The organism is Geobacter sp. AOG1 (genome assembly GCF_019972315.1).
Taxonomy (GTDB): Bacteria; Desulfobacterota; Desulfuromonadia; order Geobacterales; family Geobacteraceae; genus Geomobilimonas.
Genome location: NZ_BLIZ01000001.1, coordinates 1,767,446 through 1,793,057, shown reverse-complemented (window position 1 = coordinate 1,793,057; position 25,612 = coordinate 1,767,446). Strand labels below are relative to the sequence as shown.

General features: G+C 58.1%; 26 protein-coding genes, 1 tRNA gene and 1 riboswitch. Of the genes, 16 read left to right on the top strand and 11 right to left on the bottom strand.

The genetic code is table 11. The features are described 5' to 3' along the window. Positions 1-53: 53 nt before the first annotated feature. Positions 54-1,193 carry an alanine racemase gene (gene alr / locus LDN04_RS08240; protein ID WP_223908774.1) on the bottom strand — a complete coding sequence of 380 codons (1,140 nt, stop codon included), beginning with the start codon at positions 1,191-1,193 and terminating at the stop codon, positions 54-56. Between the two features lie 179 nt (positions 1,194-1,372). Further along, positions 1,373-1,609: riboswitch (TPP riboswitch) on the top strand. A gap of 77 nt (positions 1,610-1,686) precedes the next feature. On the opposite strand from alr, the gene thiD reads away from it, so the two are divergent. From thiD to LDN04_RS08180, 12 genes are all read left to right on the top strand, one after another. Then, on the top strand, positions 1,687-3,153 hold the full coding sequence (gene thiD / locus LDN04_RS08235) for a bifunctional hydroxymethylpyrimidine kinase/phosphomethylpyrimidine kinase (protein ID WP_223913359.1): 1,467 nt from the start codon (positions 1,687-1,689) through the stop codon (positions 3,151-3,153). Between the two features lie 20 nt (positions 3,154-3,173). Further along, on the top strand, positions 3,174-3,539 hold the full coding sequence (locus LDN04_RS08230) for a four helix bundle protein (RefSeq protein WP_223908772.1): 366 nt from the start codon (positions 3,174-3,176) through the stop codon (positions 3,537-3,539). A gap of 43 nt (positions 3,540-3,582) precedes the next feature. Beyond that, positions 3,583-4,884, top strand: coding sequence for a phosphomethylpyrimidine synthase ThiC (gene thiC / locus LDN04_RS08225; protein ID WP_223908771.1), 1,302 nt, complete (start codon positions 3,583-3,585; stop codon positions 4,882-4,884). A gap of 100 nt (positions 4,885-4,984) precedes the next feature. Beyond that, a complete protein-coding gene (locus LDN04_RS08220; protein ID WP_223908770.1) occupies positions 4,985-7,231 on the top strand; it encodes an STT3 domain-containing protein in 2,247 nt (748 codons plus the stop codon). 204 nt (positions 7,232-7,435) lie between these two features. Beyond that, positions 7,436-7,511, top strand: a tRNA-Thr gene (locus LDN04_RS08215). A gap of 178 nt (positions 7,512-7,689) precedes the next feature. Next, a complete protein-coding gene (locus LDN04_RS08210) occupies positions 7,690-8,922 on the top strand; it encodes an integrase arm-type DNA-binding domain-containing protein (protein WP_223908769.1) in 1,233 nt (410 codons plus the stop codon). A 95-nt stretch (positions 8,923-9,017) separates the two neighbouring features. Beyond that, positions 9,018-9,536, top strand: a complete 519-nt coding sequence (locus LDN04_RS08205; RefSeq protein WP_223908768.1) for a hypothetical protein — start codon at positions 9,018-9,020, stop codon at positions 9,534-9,536. A 180-nt stretch (positions 9,537-9,716) separates the two neighbouring features. Next, positions 9,717-9,971 (top strand): AlpA family transcriptional regulator, encoded by a 255-nt coding sequence (locus LDN04_RS08200; RefSeq protein WP_223908767.1) that lies wholly within the window; start codon positions 9,717-9,719, stop codon positions 9,969-9,971. Positions 9,972-9,973: 2 nt separating this feature from the next. Continuing rightward, the gene (locus LDN04_RS08195) at positions 9,974-10,228 is read left to right on the top strand and encodes a hypothetical protein (RefSeq protein ID WP_223908765.1); all 255 of its coding nucleotides are present in this window, start codon (positions 9,974-9,976) and stop codon (positions 10,226-10,228) included. Between the two features lie 2 nt (positions 10,229-10,230). Then, positions 10,231-10,701: a hypothetical protein gene (locus LDN04_RS08190; protein WP_223908763.1), complete on the top strand. Its 471-nt coding sequence runs from the start codon at positions 10,231-10,233 to the stop codon at positions 10,699-10,701. A 63-nt stretch (positions 10,702-10,764) separates the two neighbouring features. Then, positions 10,765-10,968, top strand: coding sequence for a hypothetical protein (locus LDN04_RS08185; RefSeq protein WP_223908761.1), 204 nt, complete (start codon positions 10,765-10,767; stop codon positions 10,966-10,968). A gap of 313 nt (positions 10,969-11,281) precedes the next feature. Beyond that, complete coding sequence (locus LDN04_RS08180) at positions 11,282-11,797, top strand: hypothetical protein (protein ID WP_223908759.1); 516 nt, start codon at positions 11,282-11,284, stop codon at positions 11,795-11,797. Positions 11,798-12,088: 291 nt separating this feature from the next. Here the strand turns inward: LDN04_RS08180 and LDN04_RS08175 are convergent, their stop codons facing one another. The 3 genes from LDN04_RS08175 to LDN04_RS08165 all read right to left on the bottom strand — a co-directional run bounded on the left by LDN04_RS08175 (position 12,089) and on the right by LDN04_RS08165 (position 13,286). Further along, positions 12,089-12,352, bottom strand: a complete 264-nt coding sequence (locus LDN04_RS08175) for a hypothetical protein (RefSeq protein WP_223908757.1) — start codon at positions 12,350-12,352, stop codon at positions 12,089-12,091. A gap of 43 nt (positions 12,353-12,395) precedes the next feature. Further along, positions 12,396-12,743, bottom strand: coding sequence for a hypothetical protein (locus LDN04_RS08170; RefSeq protein WP_223908756.1), 348 nt, complete (start codon positions 12,741-12,743; stop codon positions 12,396-12,398). Between the two features lie 78 nt (positions 12,744-12,821). After that, complete coding sequence (locus LDN04_RS08165) at positions 12,822-13,286, bottom strand: DUF4156 domain-containing protein (protein ID WP_223908755.1); 465 nt, start codon at positions 13,284-13,286, stop codon at positions 12,822-12,824. 365 nt (positions 13,287-13,651) lie between these two features. On the opposite strand from LDN04_RS08165, the gene LDN04_RS08160 reads away from it, so the two are divergent. Then, positions 13,652-13,798 (top strand): hypothetical protein, encoded by a 147-nt coding sequence (locus LDN04_RS08160; RefSeq protein ID WP_223908754.1) that lies wholly within the window; start codon positions 13,652-13,654, stop codon positions 13,796-13,798. A 290-nt stretch (positions 13,799-14,088) separates the two neighbouring features. Here LDN04_RS08160 and LDN04_RS08155 read toward each other — a convergent pair whose 3' ends face one another. Further along, positions 14,089-14,451 (bottom strand): PilZ domain-containing protein, encoded by a 363-nt coding sequence (locus LDN04_RS08155; RefSeq protein ID WP_223908753.1) that lies wholly within the window; start codon positions 14,449-14,451, stop codon positions 14,089-14,091. Between the two features lie 135 nt (positions 14,452-14,586). On the opposite strand from LDN04_RS08155, the gene LDN04_RS08150 reads away from it, so the two are divergent. Continuing rightward, positions 14,587-15,135 (top strand): YkgJ family cysteine cluster protein, encoded by a 549-nt coding sequence (locus LDN04_RS08150; protein ID WP_223908752.1) that lies wholly within the window; start codon positions 14,587-14,589, stop codon positions 15,133-15,135. A 10-nt stretch (positions 15,136-15,145) separates the two neighbouring features. Then, the gene (locus LDN04_RS08145) at positions 15,146-15,946 is read left to right on the top strand and encodes an alpha/beta fold hydrolase (RefSeq protein WP_223908751.1); all 801 of its coding nucleotides are present in this window, start codon (positions 15,146-15,148) and stop codon (positions 15,944-15,946) included. A 597-nt stretch (positions 15,947-16,543) separates the two neighbouring features. On the opposite strand, the gene fusA is transcribed toward LDN04_RS08145, so the two are convergent. Next, a complete protein-coding gene (gene fusA / locus LDN04_RS08140) occupies positions 16,544-18,607 on the bottom strand; it encodes an elongation factor G (protein ID WP_223908750.1) in 2,064 nt (687 codons plus the stop codon). A gap of 258 nt (positions 18,608-18,865) precedes the next feature. On the opposite strand from fusA, the gene LDN04_RS08135 reads away from it, so the two are divergent. Continuing rightward, positions 18,866-20,767 (top strand): FecR family protein, encoded by a 1,902-nt coding sequence (locus tag LDN04_RS08135; protein ID WP_223908749.1) that lies wholly within the window; start codon positions 18,866-18,868, stop codon positions 20,765-20,767. Positions 20,768-20,955: 188 nt separating this feature from the next. On the opposite strand, the gene LDN04_RS08130 is transcribed toward LDN04_RS08135, so the two are convergent. The 5 genes from LDN04_RS08130 to LDN04_RS08110 form a co-directional block, all read right to left on the bottom strand. After that, a complete protein-coding gene (locus LDN04_RS08130) occupies positions 20,956-21,840 on the bottom strand; it encodes a DUF362 domain-containing protein (protein WP_223908746.1) in 885 nt (294 codons plus the stop codon). 13 nt (positions 21,841-21,853) lie between these two features. Beyond that, positions 21,854-22,546 (bottom strand): Smr/MutS family protein, encoded by a 693-nt coding sequence (locus LDN04_RS08125; RefSeq protein ID WP_223908744.1) that lies wholly within the window; start codon positions 22,544-22,546, stop codon positions 21,854-21,856. Positions 22,547-22,599: 53 nt separating this feature from the next. Next, positions 22,600-23,460: an OmpA family protein gene (locus LDN04_RS08120; protein WP_223908741.1), complete on the bottom strand. Its 861-nt coding sequence runs from the start codon at positions 23,458-23,460 to the stop codon at positions 22,600-22,602. 48 nt (positions 23,461-23,508) lie between these two features. Next, positions 23,509-24,723 (bottom strand): DUF401 family protein, encoded by a 1,215-nt coding sequence (locus LDN04_RS08115; RefSeq protein ID WP_223908738.1) that lies wholly within the window; start codon positions 24,721-24,723, stop codon positions 23,509-23,511. A gap of 159 nt (positions 24,724-24,882) precedes the next feature. Next, the gene (locus LDN04_RS08110; protein WP_223908737.1) at positions 24,883-25,608 is read right to left on the bottom strand and encodes a tetratricopeptide repeat protein; all 726 of its coding nucleotides are present in this window, start codon (positions 25,606-25,608) and stop codon (positions 24,883-24,885) included. Between the last annotated feature and the right edge of the window lie 4 nt (positions 25,609-25,612).

Here is a 25,612-nt window from a genome sequence, read left to right as displayed (position 1 = left end):
GCGCTACGCCGCAGCGACGCAGGCAGAAGCGGAACAACGCAGATTGGCGTTTTTCAGCGCGAGCTATTAAGATAGATACGTGGCACCCGCTTGCTGATGCCACAGAAGATCTCGTAGGGGATGGTCCCCGCCTTCTCCGCCAGTTCTTCGGCGTGGATGCAGTTGCCGTTGCCGTCGCACCCCAGGAGGGTCACGTCGTCCCCCACCGCCACACCGGGGATGTGGGTCACGTCGAGCATGATCCAGTCCATACAGACCGTCCCGACCACCGGTGCCCGTTGGCCGCGGATAAGCGTTTCGCCCCGGTTGGTGAGGCTGCGGCTGTACCCGTCGGCATACCCCACCGGCACACTGGCGATGAGTCGACGGTCGGAAGCGGTATAGCGCCGGGCATAGCTGATACTCGTTCCCGGATCGACCCACTTGAGCATGGCGACCCGGCTTTTGAGCCTGAGCACCGGTTTGAGGTCCAGCTTGCCGGCAAAATCGGCGGAGGGGAGCGCCCCATAGAGGACGATGCCGGGGCGGACCAGGTTGCAGAAGGGGAACTTCTGACTGAAAACAGCGGCGCTGTTGGCGATATGCACATAGCGGGGGGTAAACCCCTGGCCATGGGCCTCCGCAAGGGCGGCAGCGAAGAGACCGGCCTGGCGGGTGGTGTAATCACAGCCGGATTCGTCCAGTTCGTCAGCAGAGGCGAAATGGGAAATGACCCCCTCCAGTTCCAGGTGGGGAAGCCCCTTGAGTTCCCGGAAAAAGGGGCCCGCCTCGGCGGCGGGAATCCCGAGCCGACCCATGCCGGTGTCGATCTTCACGTGGACCCGTGCCTTGCGGTAGAGCCGGCCAGCCGTCTCGTTGAGGGCCCGGGCCTGCTCGATGCTGAAGAGGGCGGTTGAAAGGTTGAAACCGACACACTTCTTCTCCTGCCCCGGGTAGATGCCGCCGAGAAGGAGAATCGGCCGGTCGATGCCGCTCTTGCGCAGCTGTATCCCTTCGGCGAGGAACGCCACGCCGAAAGCTGTCACACCAAGGGATTCCAGTTCAAGGGAGATGTCCATGAAGCCATGGCCGTAGGCGTCCGCCTTGACCACCGCCAGGATGCCGCAGTCGGAGGGGATTGTGGCGCGAACCTGGCTGAAGTTATGCCGAAGTGCCGCCAGGTCGATCTCTGCTAACGTGGGACGACTGTCCATAAAAATCCAGTGTTGAATTATGAGTTTTGAATGTTGAATTACAAGCTCTCGTGCGAGGCCCGCAACACAGATACTGATCCCACGTTTTCTACCACTTATCCACCGCCTCTGTAAAGCCAAAAACCGGAAAATCCATTGACTTATGGGCAATAATCCCGTAGTCTGCAAGGCTACAATCGACAGCCAGCTGGGGGAGTTCGCAAGAACTGAGATCCACAGAAATCCCAGGGAATGTCAGTTTTTCGCAAGGTCAAGGCGATCAAGGGATTGCGCGGAGGCGTACTGAGAGGTACGCCGCACAAGCGATCTCGAAGATCAACGCAGAGATTGCGGAAAAATGGCATTTCCCCACGAAGTGGAAACCCTTTGAACCTGATCCGGTTTATCCCGGCGTAGGAAAGCGGCCCCCATCCCCTGACCGTTGACAGTGGAGAGCCGCGAACATTTTAATTCGCGGCTTTTTGTTTCTCAAGTCCGCTATTTCGAGATAATGATGAAGCGCAGTCAGGATTTTCTCAAACTCGTGGTGGACCGAGGGACGACCGAAACCCGGATCAGGGGGGTCTACCTCGTTACCGATCAGGGGAACCGCCTCCCGGAAAGGGTCCAAGAGACCATCGCCGGCGGCATCTCCGTGCTCCAGTACCGGAACAAGGAGCGGGACGGGGCAGCCAAAGTCGAACTGGGACGGGAACTGCGGCAGATGTGCGCCACGGCGGGAGTTACCTTTATCGTCAACGACGATGTGCACTTGGCGCGGGAGCTCGACGCGGACGGTGTGCACCTGGGTCAGGAAGACGGCGACCTGGCGGAAGCCCGGAAAATCCTGGGGGCAAGGAAGCTCATCGGCGTCTCCACCCACAACCTGGAAGAGGCGCAACGGGCGGAAGCTGCCGGCGCCGACTACATCGGTTTTGGCGCCATGTATCCGACCGGCAGCAAGGACATCGAGCATCTGGTCGGCCCGGAAACCCTGGCGGACGTCAGGCCGCACATCGGCATTCCCATCGTCGCCATCGGCGGCATCAACAGGGATAACGGGACGCGGGTCATCGACAGCGGCGCCGACGCGGTTGCCGTCATTTCCGGGGTACTCGGGCAGAAGGAACCCGCCCTGGCCACCGCCGAACTCTCCCTCCTCTTCAACCGGAAGGCCCCCCTGCCGCGCGGGGTGGTGCTGACCGTTGCCGGCAGCGATTCGGGAGGAGGCGCCGGCATCCAGGCCGACCTGAAGACTATCTCCCTCCTCGGCAGTTACGGCGCCTCGGTCATTACCGCCCTCACCGCCCAGAACACCCGGGGGGTAGCCGGCATCCACGGCGTCCCGACCGACTTCGTGGGAGAGCAGTTCACGGCCGTCCTGAGCGACATCCCGGTGGACGTGGTAAAGACCGGCATGCTCTATTCGGCGGAGATCGTCCAGGTGGTAGCGGACCGGCTCCAGGAGTTCGGCCGGCGCATCGTAGTGGTCGATCCGGTGATGCTCGCCAAGGGGGGGGCCAGCCTCATCGATGCCACCGCCGTTACGACCCTGAAGGCGCGGCTTCTCCCCCTCACCTACCTCCTCACCCCCAACGTACCGGAAGCGGAAAAGCTGACGGGGCTTTCCATCATGGACGAAGCGGGGATGGAAGAGGCGGCCCGGCGCATCCACCGACTGGGGGTCCGTAGCGTGTTGATCAAGGGGGGGCATCTCCCCGACGGAACGGCGGTGGATATCCTCTATGACGGCAGCGCCTTCACCCGTTACCCGGCCCCCCGTATCCTGACCAAGAACACCCACGGCACCGGCTGTACCCTCGCCTCCGCCATCGCCACCTTCCTCGCCCAGGGGGAACCTCTCCCCACTGCGGTTGCCCGGGCCAAGGAGTTCATCACCGCCGCCATCAAGCTCGCCCAGCCCTTGGGGAAAGGGCATGGGCCGGTGAATCATTTTCTGGCAGCACGAGAAAACAGGTAAAGGTAAAGGTAGAGGACTGCATGTTCAAATCTTTCAAAGACATGCCGGCGTGGCAGCATGCCATCGCACTTGCCGAAAAAGTCCATGCCCTCACTGACAACCTTCCGAAAAAGGAAGATTACGGATTCACCTCTCAAATCCGCCGGTCAGCCCTCAGCATATCCGCCAATATTGCCGAAGGTTACGGAAGGAAGCACACACTGGATAAGATCAATTTTTACTATAACGCTCGTGGCTCCCTGACTGAAACCCAGAGCCATCTCGACTACGCTGTAAGAGTCGGATATATGACGAAAGAAGATTCAACAACCATGGATGAAGCGTTGAATGGTCTCTACCACGAAATCAACAAAATCATTAATTCACTGCGCGACACTGCAGCCTAGATTTTTCTTTACCTTTACCTCTACCTTTACCTAGGAGCCTTATATGACACAACTTGATTACGCCCGGAAGGGCATCATAACCGACAAGATGAAAGAGGCGGCCCTGGCCGAAGGGGTATCCCCCGAATTCATCCGCGACGGCATAACCGCCGGAAACATCATCATCTGTCATAACGTGAAACATGGCAACGGCCGACCCCTGGCCGTGGGGAAAGGTCTCCGCACCAAGGTTAACGCCAACATCGGCACCTCCGCCGACGACCTGGACATCAGCAAGGAACTGGAAAAGGCGCGCACCGCAGTACATCACGGCGCCGACGCCATCATGGACCTCTCCACCGGCGGCCCGGTGGACGAGATACGCCGCGCCATCATCGCCGAAACCAGCGCCTGCATCGGTTCCGTCCCCCTCTACCAGGCCGCCCTCGACGCCGTCCGGACCAAGAACAAGGCCATCGTCGACATGGGCGTGGACGACATCTTCGCCGGGGTCATCAAGCACGCCGAGGACGGGGTGGACTTCATCACTGTCCACTGCGGCGTGACCCGGAGCACCGTGGAGCGGATGAAGAACGAAGGACGGATCATGGACGTGGTCTCCCGCGGCGGTGCCTTCACCGTGGAATGGATGGCCTACAACAACAAGGAAAATCCGCTGTTCGAGCACTTCGACCGGCTGTTGGAGATCGTCCGGGAATACGACATGACCCTGTCGCTGGGTGATGGTTTCCGCCCCGGCTGCCTCGCCGACGCCACCGACCGGGCCCAGATCCACGAACTGATCATACTGGGGGAGCTTACCCAGCGTGCCCAGGAGGCGGGGGTGCAGGTGATGATCGAGGGGCCGGGACATGTGCCCCTCAACCAGATCGAGGCCAACATCCTGCTGCAGAAGCGGCTCTGCCACGGGGCACCCTTCTATGTGCTCGGACCGCTGGTCACCGACATCGCCCCCGGCTACGACCATATCACCTGTGCCATCGGCGGGGCCATCGCCGCCGCGGCCGGCGCCGACTTCCTCTGTTACGTGACGCCGAGCGAGCACCTGCGGCTCCCGAGCGTGGAGGACGTGCGCGAGGGGGTCATCGCCTCCCGCATCGCCGCCCACGCAGCCGACATTGCCAAGGGTGTGAAGGGGGCGATGGAGAAGGACCTCCGGATGGCAAAATGCCGGAAAAAGCTTGACTGGGAGGGGCAGTTCGACATCGCTCTCGATCCGGAGAAGGCGCGGCGGCTTCGGGCAGAATCGGGAGTCGCCGACCACGGCGCCTGCACCATGTGCGGCGAGTTCTGCGCCTACAAGGTGATGGACGACGCCATGGAGAAACAGGCAGCCAAGGGGTGACAACCTCGGTGCAACCCGATCCGGCACTCAAACACATCCCCCGCGCCAGGCATAACCCGGTGCGGGGGATGAAATACCTCGGCATACCGTATTCATTGCCATGACTACCACCCAAGAACTATCCGCTTCTCCCGCAGGATCACTACGGTCAACCGGCAAGCGGCTGGATGCGGCCCTTCTTTTCCTGCTCGCTGTCGTGATCCGGTGCCTTCCCTGGTCGCAGGTGTTCTCGGCGGGGCAGGTCTATCTTTTCGATCCTGACTGCTACATCCGGCTACGCAAAATCATGGTCTACCTGCTGGCCTTCCCGTCTCCCCGTGTCCATGATTATTTCCAGGGATTCCCGGTTGGAACGGGTGTGATTTCCCCGCCAGCCATGGAGTATGTTATCGCGGCACTGGCATTGCCCTTTCGCACCGTCCACGACCTGCAGCAGTCTCTTGCCCATCTCATCGCCGTTATCCCTCCCCTGATCGGCGGAATAACCGTCGTCATCCTCTATCGCTCCCTCGTCAGCCGCATCGGCCGGACTCCGGCCCTGCTTGCCGGCGGCTTGCTTGCCCTGCTTCCGGCACATATCGAGACAACTGTTCTTGGTCGCTTCGACAACGAAATGATCGAACCACTCTTCTTTCTTCTCATCTTCCAACTCTCTATGGATGCCAGAAACGGACACGGGAGCACTCGACGCTGGATTGCCGCCGGCGTTCTCAGCGCCGTATTTCTCACACTCTGGCGAGGTGCGGCTCTCCCCCTTGTCGTCATTGGCCTCGACCTGACGGCCGGCATCTTCATGGAGTCCCCGGACGACGAGCCGCTCCGGACGGCGCAAGGAGGGGTGTTGATGTACCTGACAGCTACCCTGCTCATCGCCGTCATCTGCGTGAGCGACATATGGGGAACCGCCGGCGTTTTCAGTGCCACCATCGTCTCCTGGTTTCACGTTGCGTTATTTGCAGCAGCGGCCCTATTTCTCTCCGCAGCTGTAATATCTGCCCGCCACGGCGTCCGGAAACAATTCGGCATCACCTGCCTGGGACTTCTTGTTGCGGCGGCCCTCCTGATTGCACTGACCTCGCGAGATGCGTTGTGGCTCCAGCTCTTCAGCGGAGGAAACAGCTGGCTCGATTCCATATCCCAGTATCAGCGGCCAGGAGGAATAACGGGATGGCTGCGCAATTTCGGTTTTACGTCGCTGCTGGTGCCTCTCACCATTCCTTTTCTCCTGAAAACGCCAAGCATCCCCTTACCCTTGCGGCGCCAGCTCATTATCTTGGGAATGTACACCCTCCTTCTTGCAACTCTCAGGGAGCGGTTCAGCGCATATTTTGCCCTTGCCTGCGCAGCCATGGGAGGGGTTGCGTTCCATATCCTGGCCAACCACATTGCCCGACGGATGTCAATCTCTGACTGTGCAAAAAAAACCTGGGCAGCCATTCTCCTTGTCGTTGTCCTTGCTCCGACAATCGGTTTCGACACTGCTCTGGCACGGACGGGAATAGCCTTCCCCTTCCGGGGGGATATTGAAGAGACAATGATCTGGCTGCGCGAGCACACGCCACCGGCCGGAGACCCGCTTCGGCCCCAGCAGTTTCCGGATTACGGCGTTATGGCCCGATGGGACTACGGTGGCTGGATCGAGACCGTTGCCCAGCGCCCCTCAGTCGCCACCAATTACGGCACTGAAACCCACGGCATGGCAGAGGCAGCCTCGTTCATGCTGGCCCGAAACGACGACGAGATGGCCGCTGTCCTGCGCAAAAACGGAGTCCGCTACCTGATTGTCGATAAGGTGATCGGCGATATCCCCATGTACGCACGCCTGATCGGCAGGCAAGGACATTTCTTCGATCGGCAGCCTGGCAACGGCAACGCGTATTCTCCCACGGCTGAAGCCTTTGACCTTGTCTCCTCCCGTCTCTTCTTCGCGGACGGAAGCCAGCGCATGCTGGGAGGATTCACGTTTCGGGCAGTGGAAGGGGTCAGGATGGTCCACGAATCGCCTTCAAATGCCAAGGTTGGAGGGTTCCCCTGGGAAGTCAAGCGGCTCAAGATCTATGAGTTCTGTCCCGGGACCACCATCATCGTTCATGCTCGGCCTGGCGAAACGGTAACCATCTCCCAGCCGATCGAAACCAACCAGGGGCGGCGTTTTGACTATGTGAACGAGAAAACCGCTTCTGCTGATGGGGTGGTACGGTTCACCCTGGTCTACTCCCGCCGGCAGGGCCCCGATTCCGTCGGGGCAACCGGGCCCGCGCTCATTACCGCCGGCAGCAGGCATGCGGATATCAACCCATCATCAGACACACCAGCCGACACGGTCTACCACATACGCCTGAATTGATGCCATTATTGACGACAAGTTCATCGAACACGCCCGTCCGCCTGCCACCATCTACCCGCAGCATAGTTCCCGACACCATCAAATCGAGTCGTGGCAACAATCCCCCAGACTTTTGGCTGCCACAAAACGCCCTTGAGGGTTGACTTGCCCGAGGAAATAGTATTAAATATGCTTCGCTTGACGGGTTGCTGACAACAGGTACCCGCCACCTTAGCTCAGATGGTAGAGCAATTGATTCGTAATCAATAGGTCGCCGGTTCGATTCCGGCAGGTGGCTCCAAATTAAAATCCGGCACCATCCGGAGCAGTACAGAAAGCCCTGAGAAATCGGGGCTTTTTCTTTTTTAATTGTCCAGCATTGTCCTATCTGGTATGCTTAAATCTAGCAGTTTTGACGGTATGCATGGAGGTATACCGTCAGCACAGGAAAATGGATACCGTCAAAAGGGGGTGCGCCAATGCCAAAGAATATCCAACCGATGACTGAAATGCGAGTTAAGACTGCGAAGCCTAAAGAGAAGGATTACAAGCTTGCGGATGGCGGTGGGCTCTATCTACTCGTCACAACCACGGGAGGTAAACTCTGGCGTTGTGACTATCGGCATAATGGAAAGAGGAAAACGGCTGCATTCGGCGCATACCCTGCAGTCTCCCTTACAGATGCACGACAGCGCCGGGAGGATGCAAAGAAGCTCCTGGCCAACGGTGTTGACCCAGGCGAAGTGAAGAAGGCACAGAAGGCCGCGACGGTTGCCGAATCAGAAAACAGCTTTGAAGTGGTTGCTCGTGAATGGCACTCTCGGCAGAAAACCATATGGACAGAAGGCCACGCCGAAAGAACAATGCAGAGGCTTGAGCGTGACATATTCCTCACACTTGGGAACCGTCCCATCGGGGAAATCACCCCTCCAGAACTTTTGGCGGTGCTTCGCCGGATTGAGTCACGGGGCGCACACGAAACAGCACACCGGGCAAGGTTTGTATGTGGTCAGATTTTCCGCTATGCCGTGGCTACCGGACGGGCTGAACGTGACCCATCGGCAGATTTAAAGGGGGCACTTACCCCCGTGAAAGTAAAGCACCATCCAGCAATAACCGACCCTAAAGAAGTTGCCCACCTCCTGAGAGCGATAGATGGGTATAAGGGGACTTTCGTTGTCAGATGCGCTTTCCAGCTTGCGCCCCTTCTCTTTGTTCGCCCGGGTGAATTAAGAGAAGCCGAATGGTCAGAGTTTGACCTTGACGCAGCAGAGAGAAACATCCCTGCAGAACGAATGAAGATGAGAGTTGCACACCTTGTCCCCCTCTCTCGACAGGCAGTAGAGATACTGCGTGAGCTTCACGCATTAACAGGCCGTAGCCGTTATTTGTTTCCCAACTTACGCTCATTCCATCGCTGCATGAGCGACAACACAATTAATGCCGCTCTCCGTAGCATGGGGTTTGACAAAGACACCATGACCGGCCACGGTTTCCGTGCAATGGCACGGACCATCCTTGATGAAGTGCTACAGATACGGCCTGATATTATCGAACATCAGCTTGCCCATGCCGTGAAAGACCCGAACGGCAGAGCCTACAACCGCACGGCGCACCTTGCCGAACGGCGGAAGATGATGCAGACATGGGCTGATTACCTGGACGGGCTCAAGAGCGGGGCGAAGGTGATACCGTTACGCAAGGCGGAGTAGAAAACCAACGATCTAAAAAAATTATCGTGTCAAAACGGCCAGCTGTGGACAACTACATACTTCACTGTTGAAATTCATTTTTCTTCGGACGTAGTATGTCAAACATGACTGACACACATATAACAATTACAGCAGAAATGGATGCTCTTTCCCTTGCCGACCTCGTTAAAGAGCTTTCCAGGGTCTGTGGCCATGGCGACAATTTCAGCGGCACCATTCCCTTGATGTTTGGTCAAGGTGGCCTGCGTCAACCCGTCATAAGCGACCCAGGCGTAAAAGCGAAACTTGTCCCGTTGCTCAAGATGATATGCAAGCCGCTATTCATGGCACAGGAAATGAGTGGGCACGTTACCTTCAATATCCTAAACGGCAAACTGTCTGGATTGCCAGATTGCACGGAACAGACACATGGGGGCCTTGAGGGTGATGAATACCTCTCGTGGATAATGACACGGGATAAGGTCTGGAGCGCCCTTAAAAAGCATCCTGGCGCCCCCCTTAAGAAGCTTTTGAACGACCCAGGGCGTTACGGTTCCAGAAAGGCTCTATCGCTGCTTTCGATTCGCGGCAACAGGGTTGAAATGAAGTGGCACAAGCACCACCACGACTTTTAATTTAACGCCGATACTTCACGCGTGAGGCTGCGTCCTACGTCTATGTAGTTTCGGAAAAACCAACGAACAGCGGGCAGTAAACCCTCCCAGAGGACTATTACAAACCCCGGTGTTGACACTCTATTGTGTCGATGCCGGGGTTTTTTTATTCCCTGCCGTCGTCACGGAAAGGGCAAAGCAATGGAAGTTAACACGAAGCAGCGCAAGAAGAATGGCCGCGTGGGAGGGCTCCCGGAAACGGGTTATCTCCGTCTCTCCCAGATCGTCGGGGACAGCAAGACAGACCCTCCGACACCGGCAATCATCCCTATTTCACGTTCATCGTGGTGGGATGGCGTCAAAAAAGGTCGTTACCCAGCCGCCATAAAATTGAGCGCAAGAACAACTGTCTGGCGAGTAGAAGACATTCGCGCCCTGATCGAGAAGGAGGTGTAACCATGACCAGTCAACGAGAATTCCAAACCGAGAGCATCGACCTTGCCTCTTTCCTCGTCACCGCCGATTTCAACGTTGAGGTACTTCGACAGATCGGCAGTCACCGCGCCGTGTTTTCCTTCGCTGACAGCGACGCCTTACGGGACGCAATCATTGCATACGAGCGCGGGGCCTCTCTACCTGCAAAGCGCCTCTTGAACTGCCGTTCCTGGCTCTTCCGTGAAGCGTCGCGGGTCGTGCGGGAAGGGAGAATATAGCCATGGCGAGAATAAGAACCGTAAAACCAGAATTTTGGACATCCGAGCAAATAATGAATCTTAGCCCTATCGCACGGTTGTTATTTATTGGCCTGTGGAACTTTTGCGATGATGCTGGTATTCACCCGGCAAGCATCAAAAGTCTGAAAGCCCAGATTTTCCCTGTTGACGACATCGATGTTGCCTCACTAGTCGACGAATTAATCCAGGAAGGGCTTGTCGATGAATACGAAGTTGAAGGTAAAAGTTATTGGCGAGTGACAGGATGGCAGCGCCACCAAAGAATTGATAGGCCAACATTTAAACATCCACTGCCCAACGGGGTGATACCGAAAAACCATGACGAAGTTATGAGGGTGCTTGAGTTTCAAGCCATAAAAAAGAACCTCGACGAGTATTCGCCGAATGAACGAAGAGCCCTCACCCCCGGAATGGAAGGTAAGGGAATGGAAGGTAAGGGAAGAGGAAGGTAACGTATAGGAAGGATGGGGAGCGGGGAAGGAAACCTACCCAAAATTCTTGTGGGGAAGGAAAGCATGAGTGAACCAACGAAACCAGATTACCAGAACCTAACCGCCATGATACGGGCGAAGAGGGAGCAGGCAACCGGCGAGATCGGCTGCAAACTGGAGAGAGGGAACCGTTACCAGTTGACGAAGATCGAAAACAACTATCTACCTGCCGGCGAAAATCGGCAGATTGACCAGGAGGAACCAGATGGACAGAGAGCAGATCATTAAGAACGTAGAGAAGAACTGGCCCAAGAAGAAAGGGAAGGCTGACTACATTCACCACCTTCGAGGGAAGAGACTGACCCAGGCAGCGGCAATTCGAGCGAAATGTTACGAATGTGTCCAAGGGGAAGATACCCAACCATGTACCGTCGCAACTTGTGCACTGGCTCAATATTGCCAGTGGAACAAACGAGGGGAAAGCACCCCAGAAGATGCCGACTAAGGGCAAGGTATAGGGTCAGCCGTAAAAATTGCTGCAAGACCCCGTACAGGTCATGCCAATGACAAGATTTTTAAAAGACGACGCAGGGGGGAGACGATGGCAAAGAGATACAATCCATTTGACTACGACATGGTAGTTATCTGCGAGACAACCCCGCGACCCATGGAGCCGATTGCACGTGTTGAAGCACACATGATAGACGGCAAACCCGTGTCAATTACAGCCTGGTTGCCGAGTGAAGGGCAAAATTATTTACGGTATGACTTCTTCACATCCCCTGATTCATGGCGGGAGATAATCACCCATCTTGCACCGTTCCTTGGGATGAAGGTTATTGACGCCAACGAGAAGACCGGCAGAGGTGCTGCAACTGTTCCCGCCGATATGGTGCCCTTTCTGGAAGCGATCGAGACGGCACAGGCCACCGGGAGGCCGTATCACAAGACCGGGCGAAACGGTCTCTATGCAAGGCGGGCGGAGTTGCCAGCGGGGTACAACGGAATAGGCCGGGACCGCTTAGAATCTCTGGCAGGGGAGTTGCTGAAAGCAGGGGCTCTTTCCCAAGATGAAGCCGGAGCACTGGCCATTCCTGACAGCGTTACTGATTCCTAAAATTAGCCGGAACCTGCTATTGATAAGGTTTTGCAGGTAGGAAGTTGACATGGCAACGTAAAAGACGCCTCACGGTGAAGCTATATCGTGGGGCGTCTTGCGTGTTAACACGGCAACCGATGCGGGTTTACCTCTTACTTCGCCTGCGTAACCGCCAGTAACCGGGAAGTTGAACGTGTGCCCCGCCTATATTCTTCTCTTGTCTAATACACTACACTACAATATTTACTACACTGTCTAGTATTGCAAGATTTCAGCCACCTGTAGCCAGTCAATCCTTGATAACAGTGGCTATATGATGTTGTGTCCCTTCCCCAGTTTCATCAACTCTTCCCCCGGGATGTCCAGGTATTCCGGTTTCAGTCCCCTCCCCAGCACTTCCTTCATATAATCCCGCTCCTTCTGCGGAAGCTCTGCCAGGGGAAGGTTGAAATACTTGGGAGGAAGCATTGCCCGTAGATGCAGGAGTCTCATCAACGGCTTCGCCTTGGTAGTATTCGACAATTCGGGGAATGTCTGCACTATGGGCATAGTAGCAAAGACTTCCTTACTCATGGTGTTACCCCCTTGCTCTGGAGTTCAAGAACCTTTTTCGACCCTACTGCCGGCGCTGGTCCCTCATTTCCCGCTTGAGCCTCCGCAGGGTTTGTGCTGCTTGAACTGGCGGGTACAGCATCCTTATCAGTTCCACTACGCTCCCCGCTGCGTCTTCCTGCAGGTGCCGTGGTTCCACTACTGACAGCATCCGATGCAGGGCGCTTGCTGCTCCCGGGAGTTGATCGAATATCTCCCGTGCTATTTCCTCCGGGTTGCTCCCCCCCAGTGTCAGGGTGTTGTCCTCGACCCCCCGCACTTCCTCCATTGCCCGGAGCATTTCCCGCCTCCACGCTGGGCTGTCCTGCTGATTTTCCTCCACCATCATTGCCAGGAAGTCTCTTGGTAACATTTGGCCTCCTTCGGTGATCGTCGCCTGATATGCTACCATCATCTTGCGACAAAAAAAGTCCTACCCGAAATCGGCCCCTCACTTAATATCAAGGACGCATTGATCGTTGACCCAGACTCCACCTTGTTGCTGGCATATGCGAGCCTTCCTCATAGTCGCTTCCAAGTCTTTCGGTTGCTGGCTTGGTTGGATTGCTTGGTTAACAATTTCAATTTTCTGCGTTTTCCTCTGGGAACAATTAAACACTTTGGCATTAACGAAGGAGGAGGGATTCATTCGGCTACTTGTTACCAGGATAGCGTTCGCTCCGGGAAGTTCTGCAGCTTTGTTCTTTGCATCCGTAAATGCCATATCGAGGCCAGCAGTGCCCCCCCATATACCAGCATCGCCAGTAACATAACCTAACTCCTGACAGTCCAACATGGCCATAACACCTCCGTCACGGATGGTCATTAGTCTTGCTGCCTCTGGAGATAATGACGCACAACCTGTGACCAATAGCATAACCGGAAACAGTCGAAACAAGCATTTAAACCATTTCATCGAAACCTCCCCTTAACAGGCATGAGACATCCATAAATCAGCAAGAGTCTGAAGAATCATTAATAACGCATAAACCCGCAGTAGGCAATGAATTTGTATTTCCCGACTGCCAATGAATTGGGGTTTGTCCGGAAAATCGGGGTTCTTGAAAATGGCGCGGCGTTACGTGACAGGTCAACTCTCACTGGCGGGCGTGGGTGTCGTCTAGGGGGTCTAGGGGTAGGTGGGCGGGGGGGAAGTTAACATGCAAGACAAAAATGATCTTAAATCATGTAACATCCTAGATTTATTACGTTTTTTATTGACTTAGAGGGCTGAGTCATGGTAGTTTCTAACCATAATTCAATACACTGGAGGGCAAGAAAATGACGGTAACACAGCTGATCGAGGCACTGAAAGCAGTACATGCAGAACTGGGTGACGTGGCAGTACACAGCGAGCAAGGGGAAGTTAACACGGCGGAAGCAGTCCAGGCGGGGGAAGGATACGGGGCTCACGTCTACCTTATGTAACGAGGATGCTGGATAGCAGATCAAGAAGGCCGCTCAGAGATGGGCGGCTTTTTTCGTTCCTTATGCCTACGTCATGGTATAGAATGCAGAAAATTTGACCTCCAGGAAAGAGGGTAGCTTGAGTTTTTAACGGTATTTTTGACGGCATCACAAAAAAAACAACATCAATATTTCCTTTAGCAACAATAGGTTAAGCTTATATTTCGATTGAGGCAGGTGCTCCAGTAAAAAAGGGTCGTTCCCCGAGGGGATCGGCCCTTTTCTTTTCTTCTCCCTGTACGCCGCTTCCGTCAGGGGGTGTTGATCAGGAATGCGAGCTCTTTGCGTATCTCATCGGGATCGGCAGTGTTGAACTCCATCAGCCGGCGCAGATGAATCATCGTGTCCAGGTCTTCCCGCACGAACTTCACGCCGATCTCGTCATCCTCCATATGCACCACCTGGGCCTCGAATCTGAGCACCACATCACTGCCGTCCAGGTGGATGGTGAGCTTGCAGGGGTCACCAAGCTTGACCGGAGGGTGCCCTCCGGCGGCGATCAGCGCCCCCCTGAGGGAAATGTCCATGAGGTGGGCCTCCCCGCGGACACCGCCAAACTCCACGAAACTCTCCGCATCAAAGTTCACGCGGCTGAAGCGTCTCATCTCCGTCATATCCATCCCCCTGTCCGCAGTTTCGAAAACTATACCGTCACCAGGCACTATTCGCAAGCGCCGTCTGCCGGAGGTTCGCTGACCCCATCCATCTGCAGCTTGACCTGATGTCGGTTTTACAGTTATCCTACAACCATGGCCACGAATCCATCCCTTAGCGAACTGCTGAAAAACTACCGGGAACTGATCGGCCGGGTGGACGAGCTGTGCGCCGCTATCGGTGAAGAATTCCCGGAAGAGATCGTCTGTCGGGCCGGATGCGCCGGATGTTGCCGGCACCTGACCCTTCTGCCGGTCGAAGCCATAGCCCTTGCCGTGGCAATGTATGAGCTTCCCCCCACCCAGGCCGACATGATCCGCGACCGGGCACGAAAGTCGGCACCGGACGGCCCGTGCCCCCTGCTCATGGACGAACGCTGCCTCCTCTACGCCGCCCGCCCCCTCATCTGCCGCACCCACGGGCTTCCCCTCCTGACCCGGCTGGACGACGTCCCTCAGGTCGATTTCTGCCCGGAGAATTTCAGGGGAGTGACCAACCTCCCCGGCAGTGCCGTTATCGACCTGGAGCGCCTCAATACCGCCCTCGTAGCGGTAGATGCCCTGTTTCGCCGGGAGTATTTTCCGGAAGGGCGCGCCGGCAGGGATCGGTACACCATCGCCGAAGCGTTGCTTCTGCAACTATAAGGAGCCCACCATGAACGCTCTCATCAACGGTATCAACCTGGCCTATGAAGACACGGGCAGCGGTCCGGCGGTCATTCTCATCCACGGCTTTCCCCTCTGCCGCAAGATGTGGCGCCCCCAGTGGAACAAGCTCCCCCTTTCCGGTTACCGGGTCATCGCTCCCGACCTGCGCGGTTTCGGCGAGAGCGACGCACCGGATGGCCCTTACAGCATGGAACTGTACGCCGACGACCTGGTCGGACTCATGGATCATCTGGAGATCGAAAAGGCGGTCATCGGCGGGATGTCCATGGGAGGATACGTTCTCTTCAACCTGCTGGAGCGCTACCCCGAACGGGTCAGGGGAGCGGTGTTCATCACCACCCGTGCCACCGGCGACGATGAGGCGGGGAAGGCCAGGCGCCTCCAGCTCGCCACCGACGTACGGAGGTTCGGCCCCCAGGTGGTGGCAGATTCCTTCGAAAAGCTCCTTTTCGCCCCCGACACCCCCCATGAGCGCCCCAAGCTCGTAGAGGAGGTGTACGGCTGGATGGTCGAAAACGCCACTTCCGGGCTGGCGGGAGGGCTTCTCGCCATGCGCGAGCGGAAGGATTACTCCCCCCTGCTCGCCGATTTTGATCTCCCCTCCCTTGCCATCGGCGCAGAATGCGACCAGGCCGCACCACCCACGACGAGCAGTGCCATAGCCGCCGGCATTCCCGGCTGCCGACTCGCCATCATCCCGGAAGCCGGCCACCTGGCCAACCTGGAGGACGTGAAGGCATTCAACGCCCCCCTGCTGGATTTTCTGGCCTCGCTCCCCCGGACATAACACGTCTACTACCCTATTCCACATTTATGTACGACAAACAAGCCGCCCCCTTCCGTTAGAGCCGGCTTCGTCCGGCAATACCATAAAACCGTGTTTTTGTGAAAATAAAACAAATATTACAATAAGTTATAGTATTGGTAAAATTATAAAGATTATTAAAACAAAAAAGTGGTCTGACCAGCATCGCAACATACTTGTAACGTTTCGTTTTATTTGATATTTTTCCACTTATCGCTTGCGTTTTACAAAAAAACTGATTATAGTCTAGTTAAAAATAAGATATGAGTACAAGGAGAGCAGCAATGACGTGTCCAGTTTGCAAAACCCATGGAGAGTATGTTGGAATCAACCTGCATGCGGATGATTTCGCCGAAAACATCAATACGTGCCACGTTTGCGAGACGACGTGGTCCGTCAATCACGGCATATCGAAAGTCATTGAGGATTCGACTTTTCTGGAAACCACATCCGATTGTGCCGATGAGGATACCTTCTGTTTTGCCGCATAAGACAACCCGTGGTAGCTAAAAAAAGTCCACAAAAAAACCGGGACACGCCCAGAGCGTTCCCGGTTTTTTTGTCGCCTGAAAAGACCGGTTACATGCCGAACCGCCGCTGCACATCGGCCGGAGCCGGCTCGAAGCGGGCAAATTCCATGGTGAAGGTGCCCCGACCGCGGGTGGCGCTCCGCAGTTCTGTCATGTAGCCGAACATCTCGGCCAGAGGAACCAGCGCCCGGACGGTCTCAATCTCCCCGTGGGTCTGGAGTCCCTCCACTCGTCCCCGCTTCTGCTGGAGGGAGCCGAGCACCTTGCCGGAACAGTCGAGGGGAAACACGATCTCCAGCGTCATGACAGGCTCCAGAAGGATCGGCCCTCCTTCCCGGGCGGCCATTACCATGCCCCGCTGGGCAGCAGCCCGCATCCCCTGGTCGGTAGTTATTCCCGGTTCGACGGGGGCTTCCAGAACCCGCACTTCCAGGTCGGTGAGGGGATACCCGGTCAGGCAGCCGGCGGCGCATCCCTGTGTAAGGCTATCCGTCAGGGTACTCCGCAGCTCCTTCGCCAGCACCGCGTCCGGCGGGAGGGAAATCGCGACCCGCACCCCCTCTCCCCGCGCCAGGGGAATCAGGCGGAGCAGAACCTCCCCACCCTGCACCTTCCCCTCGAATTCCCTCCTGAATACCTCGCGCCGCTCAACCATTCGTGTCAGCGTCTCCCGATAGACCACTTGTGGTCGGCCGGTTTTGACCCCCACACCGAACTCCCGCTCCAGCCGGTCGGTGATGACCTCCAGATGCAGTTCCCCCATGCCGGTAAGGATCGTCTGGCCGGTTTCGGCATCCTCATGGACCCGGAACGTGGGGTCTTCCCATTGCAGCTTTTCCAGGGCGAGAGGGAGCTTCTCCTTGTCCTCAGTCCCCCTCGGCTCCACCGCCAGGGAGACCACCGGCTCGGGAACGGTCAGCCCCTCCAGGGCAAGATGGTGGTCGGGGGTGCAGAGGGTGTCGCCGGTCAGGGCCGCCTTGAGACCGGTCACCGCCACGATATCGCCTGCCCGGGCCGTCTCCAGCTGTTCCCGTTTGTGGGCATGCATCCGGAACAGGCGGGCCGCCTTCTCAAAGCATCCCTGTGAACTGTTGAAAAGCGCCATACCGGCCTTGAGCGTGCCGGAATAGATCCGCAGCCAGGTGAGTTTCCGCCCTTCATCGGCAAGGACCTTGAAGGCAAGGGCGCAGAAGGGAGCCATGGGGTCGCAAACCAGCAGCTCACGCTCGCCCGCCGTTGAACGATGGGCAGGGATCGGCGGTAGGTCCAGGGGGGACGGCAGGTAGTCGGCCACCCCATCGAGCAGGGACTGCACCCCTTTGTTGCGCAGGGCCGACCCGAGAAACACCGGAAACAGCCGGCACTCCAAGGTTCCCCGCCGAACGGCACCCTTGAGACGCTCCGCCGTCACCTCGGCACCGGACAGGTAATCGGCCAGGATGGTGTCATCGAAATCTGCCGCCGCCTCCACCAGTTCGTCACGCGCCGTGCGGGACGCCTCGGCGAGATCGGGGGGGATGGGCCCCACCACCACCGTCTTCCCCTGGTCTGCCGCGTCAAAGGAGAGGACCTCCAAGGAGAGAAGGTCGATCACACCCCGGAAACCGGCCTCGTTCCCGACGGGGAGCTGAAGGAGGAGAGGGCGGGCGTTGAGCCGCTTCACCATTTGCCCGAGGACGGCCCGGTAGTCGGCGCCGACCCGGTCGAGCTTGTTGATGAAGCAGATTCGGGGCACCCGGTAACGGTCAGCCTGGCGCCAGACAGACTCACTCTGGGGCTGGACCCCCTCCACGGCGCTGAAGATGGTGATTGCCCCGTCCAGCACCCGCAAGGCCCGCTCCACCTCGATGGTGAAGTCGATGTGGCCGGGGGTATCGATCAGATTGATCCAGCAGTCGTGCCAGCGGCAGCTGGTGGCGGTGGCGGTAATGGTGATCCCCCGCTCCTGCTCCTGGGGCATCCAGTCCATGACCGCCAGCCCCTCGTGCACCTCCCCCATCTTGTGGGTCTCACCGCTGTAAAAGAGAATCCGTTCCGACACGGTAGTCTTGCCGGCGTCGATATGGGAGATGATGCCGATGTTGCGGATGGATTGAAGAGGCGGCTGGTCCATGGTCTCCTCACGCTGCCGTGATAGTATGTAGACCACCGGAAAGAGGGGCAGCAGACGGCCTTCCCGGAAAGCCTACGTTTACAACACCCCGTCCATGGAGAGATTATAGGGATAATTATTCATTCTTCAAGATTTTTGACGGTTCCCGCGGATGGAGGCTGTCCTTTCCCCGCGAACCATGACCGCCAGATGTCATTTACATCTCTCCTCAGTGCGCTAGAATGTACGGTGTCGTCAACAACTTAGGGGAGGAAATTCATGAAGATTCTTCGACTGCTGATCGTGTGCCTGTCGCTCCTGCCGGGCGCAGCGTTCGCCGCCGATCTGGGACAGGCGAGGATAAGCCTGATCAAGGGGGACGTTCAGATCTATACCAGCGACACCCAGGACTGGGTCGCCGCTTCCATCAACATGCCCCTTCAGGAAGGGGACCGGCTCTGGGTACCGGAAGGCGCGCGAACCGAAATCCAGCTCCAGGGAGGGGTGTATATCCGGCTCGGTTCTTCCACGGCGTTCGACCTCCTGCAGTTCCAGGAGGAGGCTTACCAGTTCTACCTGAACGGCGGCCACGCCTATGTCAACAACCGCAAGGGGGGAATCGACCAGATCCAGATCGATACCCCACTGTCGTCCGTCAGATGCTACGACAACTCCCTCCTGATGCTCGACGTCACACAGAACGGCAGTACCGACGTATCGGTCCTGAAGGGGTACGCAGCCGCCGAGAACAGGGAAGGAACGACCCGGGTCGAGGCGGGCAACACTCTCCACATCGGAGTCGACATGGCGGCAGAACTCTCCCCCCTCCCCCCGCCGGACCAGTGGGAAAACTGGAACCGTGAGCGGGACCGCAAGCTCGCCCAGTCGAACCGGAGCCTGCGCTACGTCCCCGAAGAATTGGACGACTACAGCCATGACCTGGACGACTATGGAAGGTGGGTGTACGTCACCGACTACGGCTACTGCTGGACTCCCCTCAACGTCTCCGTCACTTGGGCCCCCTACCAGATCGGCCGCTGGTGCTGGCGTGGCGCGGACTACGTCTGGGTATCCTACGAACCGTGGGGGTGGGGCCCCTACCATTACGGCAGGTGGTCCTTCGTGACCAACGTGGGATGGTGCTGGGTCCCCCCCACCGTCGGTGCTGTCTACTGGGGACCGGGTTACGTGGGATGGGTCCACACCCCGACGTACGTGGGATGGGTGCCCCTGGCGCCGGGAGAAATTTATTACGGTCGTGGTTATTACGGGCCATGGAGCGCTAACATCGCCACCTCCACCATCAACCGGACCATTGTCCAGAAGTACCGGAACATCAACGTGCGAAACGGCGTTACCGTGGTGAACCGCACCACCTTCCTGACCGGCAGGAGAGAACCGGTCAAGGTACGGGAAAACCTGTTCCGCGCAACGAACGTCGCGGCGGGCCCACCTAACATCAGGCCGACCCGGGCCACCTCCATGCCGATCATCAGAAACATACCCCAGGCCAAGCGCCCGCCGGAGAGGGTCAGACAGACCAATGTCAGCGAGATCAGGAGGGAGAGGGGACTCGTGCGGGAAGAGAAGGGGTCCGCCTTCAGGGGAGGTCGTACTGGAACGGAAATGCCGGTCAGGAAGCGGAGCGAGCCCCAATCCATGATCCGTGAACAACATCCGGCCCTGCCGACACAGCAGCCCGCCAAAAGATATCGGACCACGCCACGAAGCGAGCGGAAGCAGCCCGCCAGGGAAGCAGAATCTGTAAAAGGCCAGCCGGCGCCAGCCGCAGTGAAGCCGGCTGCACCAGCCGCTCAGCCTGCTCCACCTTCGGTCAGACCGACTCAGCCTCGGCAGTCCGTAAAGCCTGAAAAACCCCGTCAACTGGAGACGCCGCGCCAACCCCAACCGCAGGTTCGTGGCGGATCGCAAAAGCTGACTCCGCGGCCGGAGCGTGGGACTCCGCGTGAACCACGCTGGCAAGAGCCGCTCCCTGGCGTACGTTCTGCGGCCCCCCAGGCGCCTGCCGCCGTACGATCCGAGGGTCAACGTCCCCCACGCCCGGCTGCGCCCCCTGCCCAGACACCGACCGTTCAACGGCCGGCTGTCCAGCCTCGGGAATCTCCTGCAGTATCCCAGCCCCAGCAGCCCATGCAGCGTAGGGAACTACCCGGCAGATAACTGGATACACCTTAACATGCAGTTTCACGCAACGAACGTAATGGACACGACATTAATCTCACAAGACAGCAAAGGGGGCCGGTATCCCGGCCCCCCTGATCATCGAGAGACAACTTTTGTCGCTGAACCGTAAAGAAGCTCTGCCGGCACCCGGCTAAGGGGGGACGGCAGGCGACGAGAAGCGGCCGTCATGCCTTCACGATTCTGATCTTCTTCAGGTCCATCTCCCCCAGTCCCCGCTTGTATGCCGCGACGGTTACGGCGATGTCGGCCGGCTTGAGGCCGAAGAGGGTGGTGGCATAAGCGTCGGCCGCCACGATGTCGGTACCGGCGATTACCTTGTTCAGCACCTTCACGTCCCGCAGATCTCCCCCTTGGGGACCGTGGGCGGTGAGGACCCTCGTGGCATCGATCACCACCAGGTGGCTCTTCATGACACTGTTGATGTCCGCCAGGGCACCATCGATTTTCTTGTGGATGCTCCCCCGGTTCCCCCCCATCACCCCCATGACGTTCTTGAGTCCGAGGGTGAGCTTGGTGAGACCGTGATGTTTGGCAACCGGGACGTTGATGAAGACATCGGCATTGAGCGCCTCATCGTAAAGCTCCCATTCCTTGAGCGTTACACCGTTGACGATGGAGACCTTCCTGAAGCGCTCATCCTCGATGTGCTTGACCTCCACGTTCTTCATTCCCTTGAGGGCCGGCTCGATGCCGCTATTGATATAGCAGCGCCGCTCGTCGTTGCAGGTCCGGTCGAAGACCTTGACCTTTTTCGCCCCCGCCTTCAGACACTCCTCTACCACCGCCTTGACCACGAGGGGATGGGTGTTGGCTCCCTGCTCCGCATTCCGGTCCCACCCCATGTTGGGCTTTACCACCACCGTCTGACCCGGCTTCACGAAGCGCCCCATCCCGCCAAGGGCATTGATAGCCTGACGGGTGATGCGCCCATAGTCAGTACCTTCGGCGACGGCCAGCACCGACTGACCCGCGGCCGCAAGCTCCTTGACCAGCCAGTGCCCGAACAACGGCGTCAGCCCCAGAATTCTGAGAAATACCCTTCGATCCATTGCTCCCTCCTGTCTAGTCCCTAATCCCTAGTCCCTGATTCCCATCCTTCTCCCTGAGGAATACCACGAAAGCGCCGTTCCCTCCCATCTGGCGCGGCGCCGGGGCAAACTCGGCCACCATGGCCTTCCCCCGGTCCCGCAGCCAACTGGCAACCGCCCCCTGGAGCACCGGTTCGTCGGGGGAATTGTTTCCCTTGCCGGTGATGACGAGCACCGCTTTCTGTCCCCGGTTGAAGGCGCCGGTGATGAAACGGGTCAGGCTCTCCAGCGCCTCGTCCCGGGTCATGCCATGCAGGTCGAGCTCGTAGTCGATCCGGAGCGCTCCCCGCCTGAGCTGGCGCATCCTGTTCACGGGGAGCGGCTTGAGGGGGACGACGTCGTCCGGCAGTTCGTCGCGGAAGTTCACATCAAGCCGCAACTCTTCGATGGCTTCGAGAAATGCCTGCCGGTCCGCCGCCTCGATCCGCACTTTCGGCGGAACCGCTGGTTTCTGCGGGCGTGGCCGAGCGGGCTCATCCTGGAGGCGTCGCACATTGGCCACCGCCCGCAGGAACAGGTCGCTGTCGTCCTCGGCCACCGGGGGAGGAACCGGTGTGGGTGCGGGCGTCGGTGGAGCCGGCGAATCAGCCTGAAACCCCTTGAGGGACCGGAACGGAGTGGCTGCAAAATCCTTCGGCTTCGGCATATGTTTTTTTTCTTTTTTCATGACAGGACCACCATGGCAGGGGCGGAGCAAGCGCCGCCCCTGCCGTCAGACTGCTAATCCTTCGGCACCAGAATGATCTCGATCCGCCGGTTCTTGGCCTTCCCTTCCGGCGTGTCGTTGCTCGCCACCGGCTTGTACTCGCCGTACGCCACGGCAGCCAGGAGGGTCGGGTCGATCCCCTGCTGCTGGAGGAACTTGGCCACGTTGATGGCCCGGGCCGCCGACAGTTCCCAGTTGGTGGCGTACTTCTTGGTCAGGGCGCCAACGATCTGATTGTTGTCCGTATGCCCTTCGATACGAATCGCCTTGTCCTGCACGGTTTTCAGGATATCGATCACCTTCTGCAGCACTTCGAGCCCTTCCGCCTTGACTTCCGCCTTGCCCGAGTCGAACAGGATCTCGTTGAGCATGTTCACCGTCAGCTTCCCCTTCAGCTCGGAGATGGTGACTTCCCCCTTGGATATCTCCCCCTTCATCTTTTCCAGCAGCTCCTCGTAGGTCTTGCTGGTCTTCTGGACCTCTTCCTCCTTGGCCTTCTGGAGCTTGGCCACGTCATCCCTGAGCCGGGAGTTCTCCCCTTCCAGGTCGGTGATCTTCTGGCGCAGCTCGGCAATCTTGTCGAGGGATTCGGACTTGGACGACTTGAGGACCTTGTCCAGTTCCCTGTTGTCGGCTGTCAGCTTTTCCTTCTCCTTGCCGAGCCCTTCCACCTCGCCGGTAAGCTTGGCTACCCGTGCCTTGAGCCCGTCGTTTTCGCTGTTCAGGTCCTGGTATTTTTTCTGCAGCTCCTGCAGGTTCTTGTCGAGGGTCTGTGCCTCCTGCTCCTTCTGCTCGAACCTCCCGAGGGATACGCATCCCCACTGGGAGGCCGTAATTACCAGAAAGAGTACCAGCAGCAGCGATTTTTTCAGCATGTCAAACCTCCTTGTTTGTCAGGGGAGCCACCGGCTCCTCCTTGAAATCTAACGGAACAGCCAGAGCGGGATGACGGCCGCGGCCAGAACGAGGGCGGACGGCACCCAGAGCCGATGGTAGACCCTTGCCATGTCGGCATTGAAATATTCTCGGGTCAGCACGAGGCAGAGATGGAGCGGCGACAGCATGACGCCGGCAAACCCGCTGCCGAAGGCGAGTGCGAGCAGCCCGAGAGACGGTGTCGCTCCCCCCATGAGCGGCAGCAGGAGCGGAAAGGTGATCCCCACATAGGCAATGGTAAGCCCGGTCATCAACCCGGCAAGAAACGGAATGGCCACGATGATGAGTATGGGGGGCAGCCCGCTGCTGGTGAAAAACCGCGACACCCCATCGAGGGCACCGGTAACCTGCAGGGTTTCCTGGAACACCATGATGCCGAGCACGAGAAATACGGCCTTCAGGGAGACGCTCTCGCGCAGGGATTCCCATACTTTGGCCGGAGAATAGCGGTGCAGCAGGTAGAGGAGCACCACCACGCCTCCCATGGCCGGGACGGGACTGACCCGCAGGATCACCACGAGCACCAAGGTAACGAGAATAGGGGCCACCGCCAGGAGAAATACACCGAACGCCTTCCAGCGCCCCGCCGTCTGCTCCCGTGCGATCCTCACCGGACCGACTCCCGTAAAACAGAAGAACACCCCCCACCCCACCACCGACACCGCAAAAGGTGCGTTGGCCAGGGAGAGGCTGGCATAGGGGAGACCGGTCAGGCCAGACACCAGGATGATGCCGGGATAGAGGGGCGAGACGTATTCCCAGATGTGGCGATACCAGTAGTTGATGAACGCCTTCTGGTCGGCGCCGATCGTGGTACCGGCGGCCGCCTCGTTCACCATCGGCGCCGAGAACACCGCACCGCCGGGAGACGGAAGAAGGCCGATCATGGCCGGCATGGCCGCCATGATCAAGCGCCCGTCGGGCAAGAGTTCCGCCAGACTTGCCACCATCCGCTTCAGGGTACCGGTCTTTCTGAGCACGTTCTCCATGATCATGGTGAAGACCAGCATCCCCGTCATTTCCAGGGAGCGGGGGGCGAGCAGCGCACGGTACACCCCCCCCAGGAATGCACGGGGTGGGGTGAGGTAGAGAATCGCCAGCAGCAGCGAACCCACCGCCATGACGGTCCCCAGATAGACCTTGCGGCGCAGGAGTACCACGAGAACGGCCAGCACCACGAGAGTTTTAACGAGATCGATCACGGGTCACCCGGAATGAAAAGTATAACAAAAAACGTGAATCCGTGAGGGATGATTGTCCCGCGGAACACATGGTACTTTGGGCAGAACGTTGGCGCGCAGTTCTCACGGATTCATAAAAAAAGAGACCCGAAGGTCTCTTTCTCTCTGCCGTAGCCGGCTCTATTTCCGGATTATCCGGCGCTTCGAGCCCCCCATGGCGGCCGCATGATGTTTCTGGATCGCGCCGATGCTCTCAAGGTGGAACTGGAACCACATGTCGCCGAAGCCGCGCATCTTCATCTTCTTCCCTTCCCCGAGCAGGGCCAGGTTCCCCTTCAGATGCTCGTCGCCGGGGAGCTTCTTGAGCCCCCGCTCCAGCACTTCTTTGGCCTTTCCCGTATCCCCGATTTCCGTCAGACAGTAGGCGTAAACGTTCCAGAGGAGAGACTCCTTGCTGCTCCACTGGACCGCCTTCTCGAAGGTCTCCCTCATCTTTTCGGGCTTGCTCCGCTTCATGTAGCTGACCGCGAGCATTCCCATGGCTACCCAGTTCTTGAAGAACGATTTTTCCAGATAGGGAAAGGCCTTGCCGAAATCGCGCTTCATGTAGTAGATCATGCCGATCTGGGCGTTGAGCTGGCCGGTGACGTACATCTGCCACTTGCCATAGACAAAGGCGCTCTTCAGCTCGTTAATGGCCTTGTCCACCCGCTGCCCCTGGAGGTCTCGATTGGCGGTCTCCATAATGGCCATGACCTTTTTCATGACGATGCGGGAAATGAGGAAGAAGACCAGTATGGCCATCAGCGGCGAAACCAGCGCGGCTATCCACCAGGAACCGACCGCAAGCTTGAGTCCGATGAAAACGACCACGGCCACCGCCGCGGAGATCAGTGCATTATACATCTGT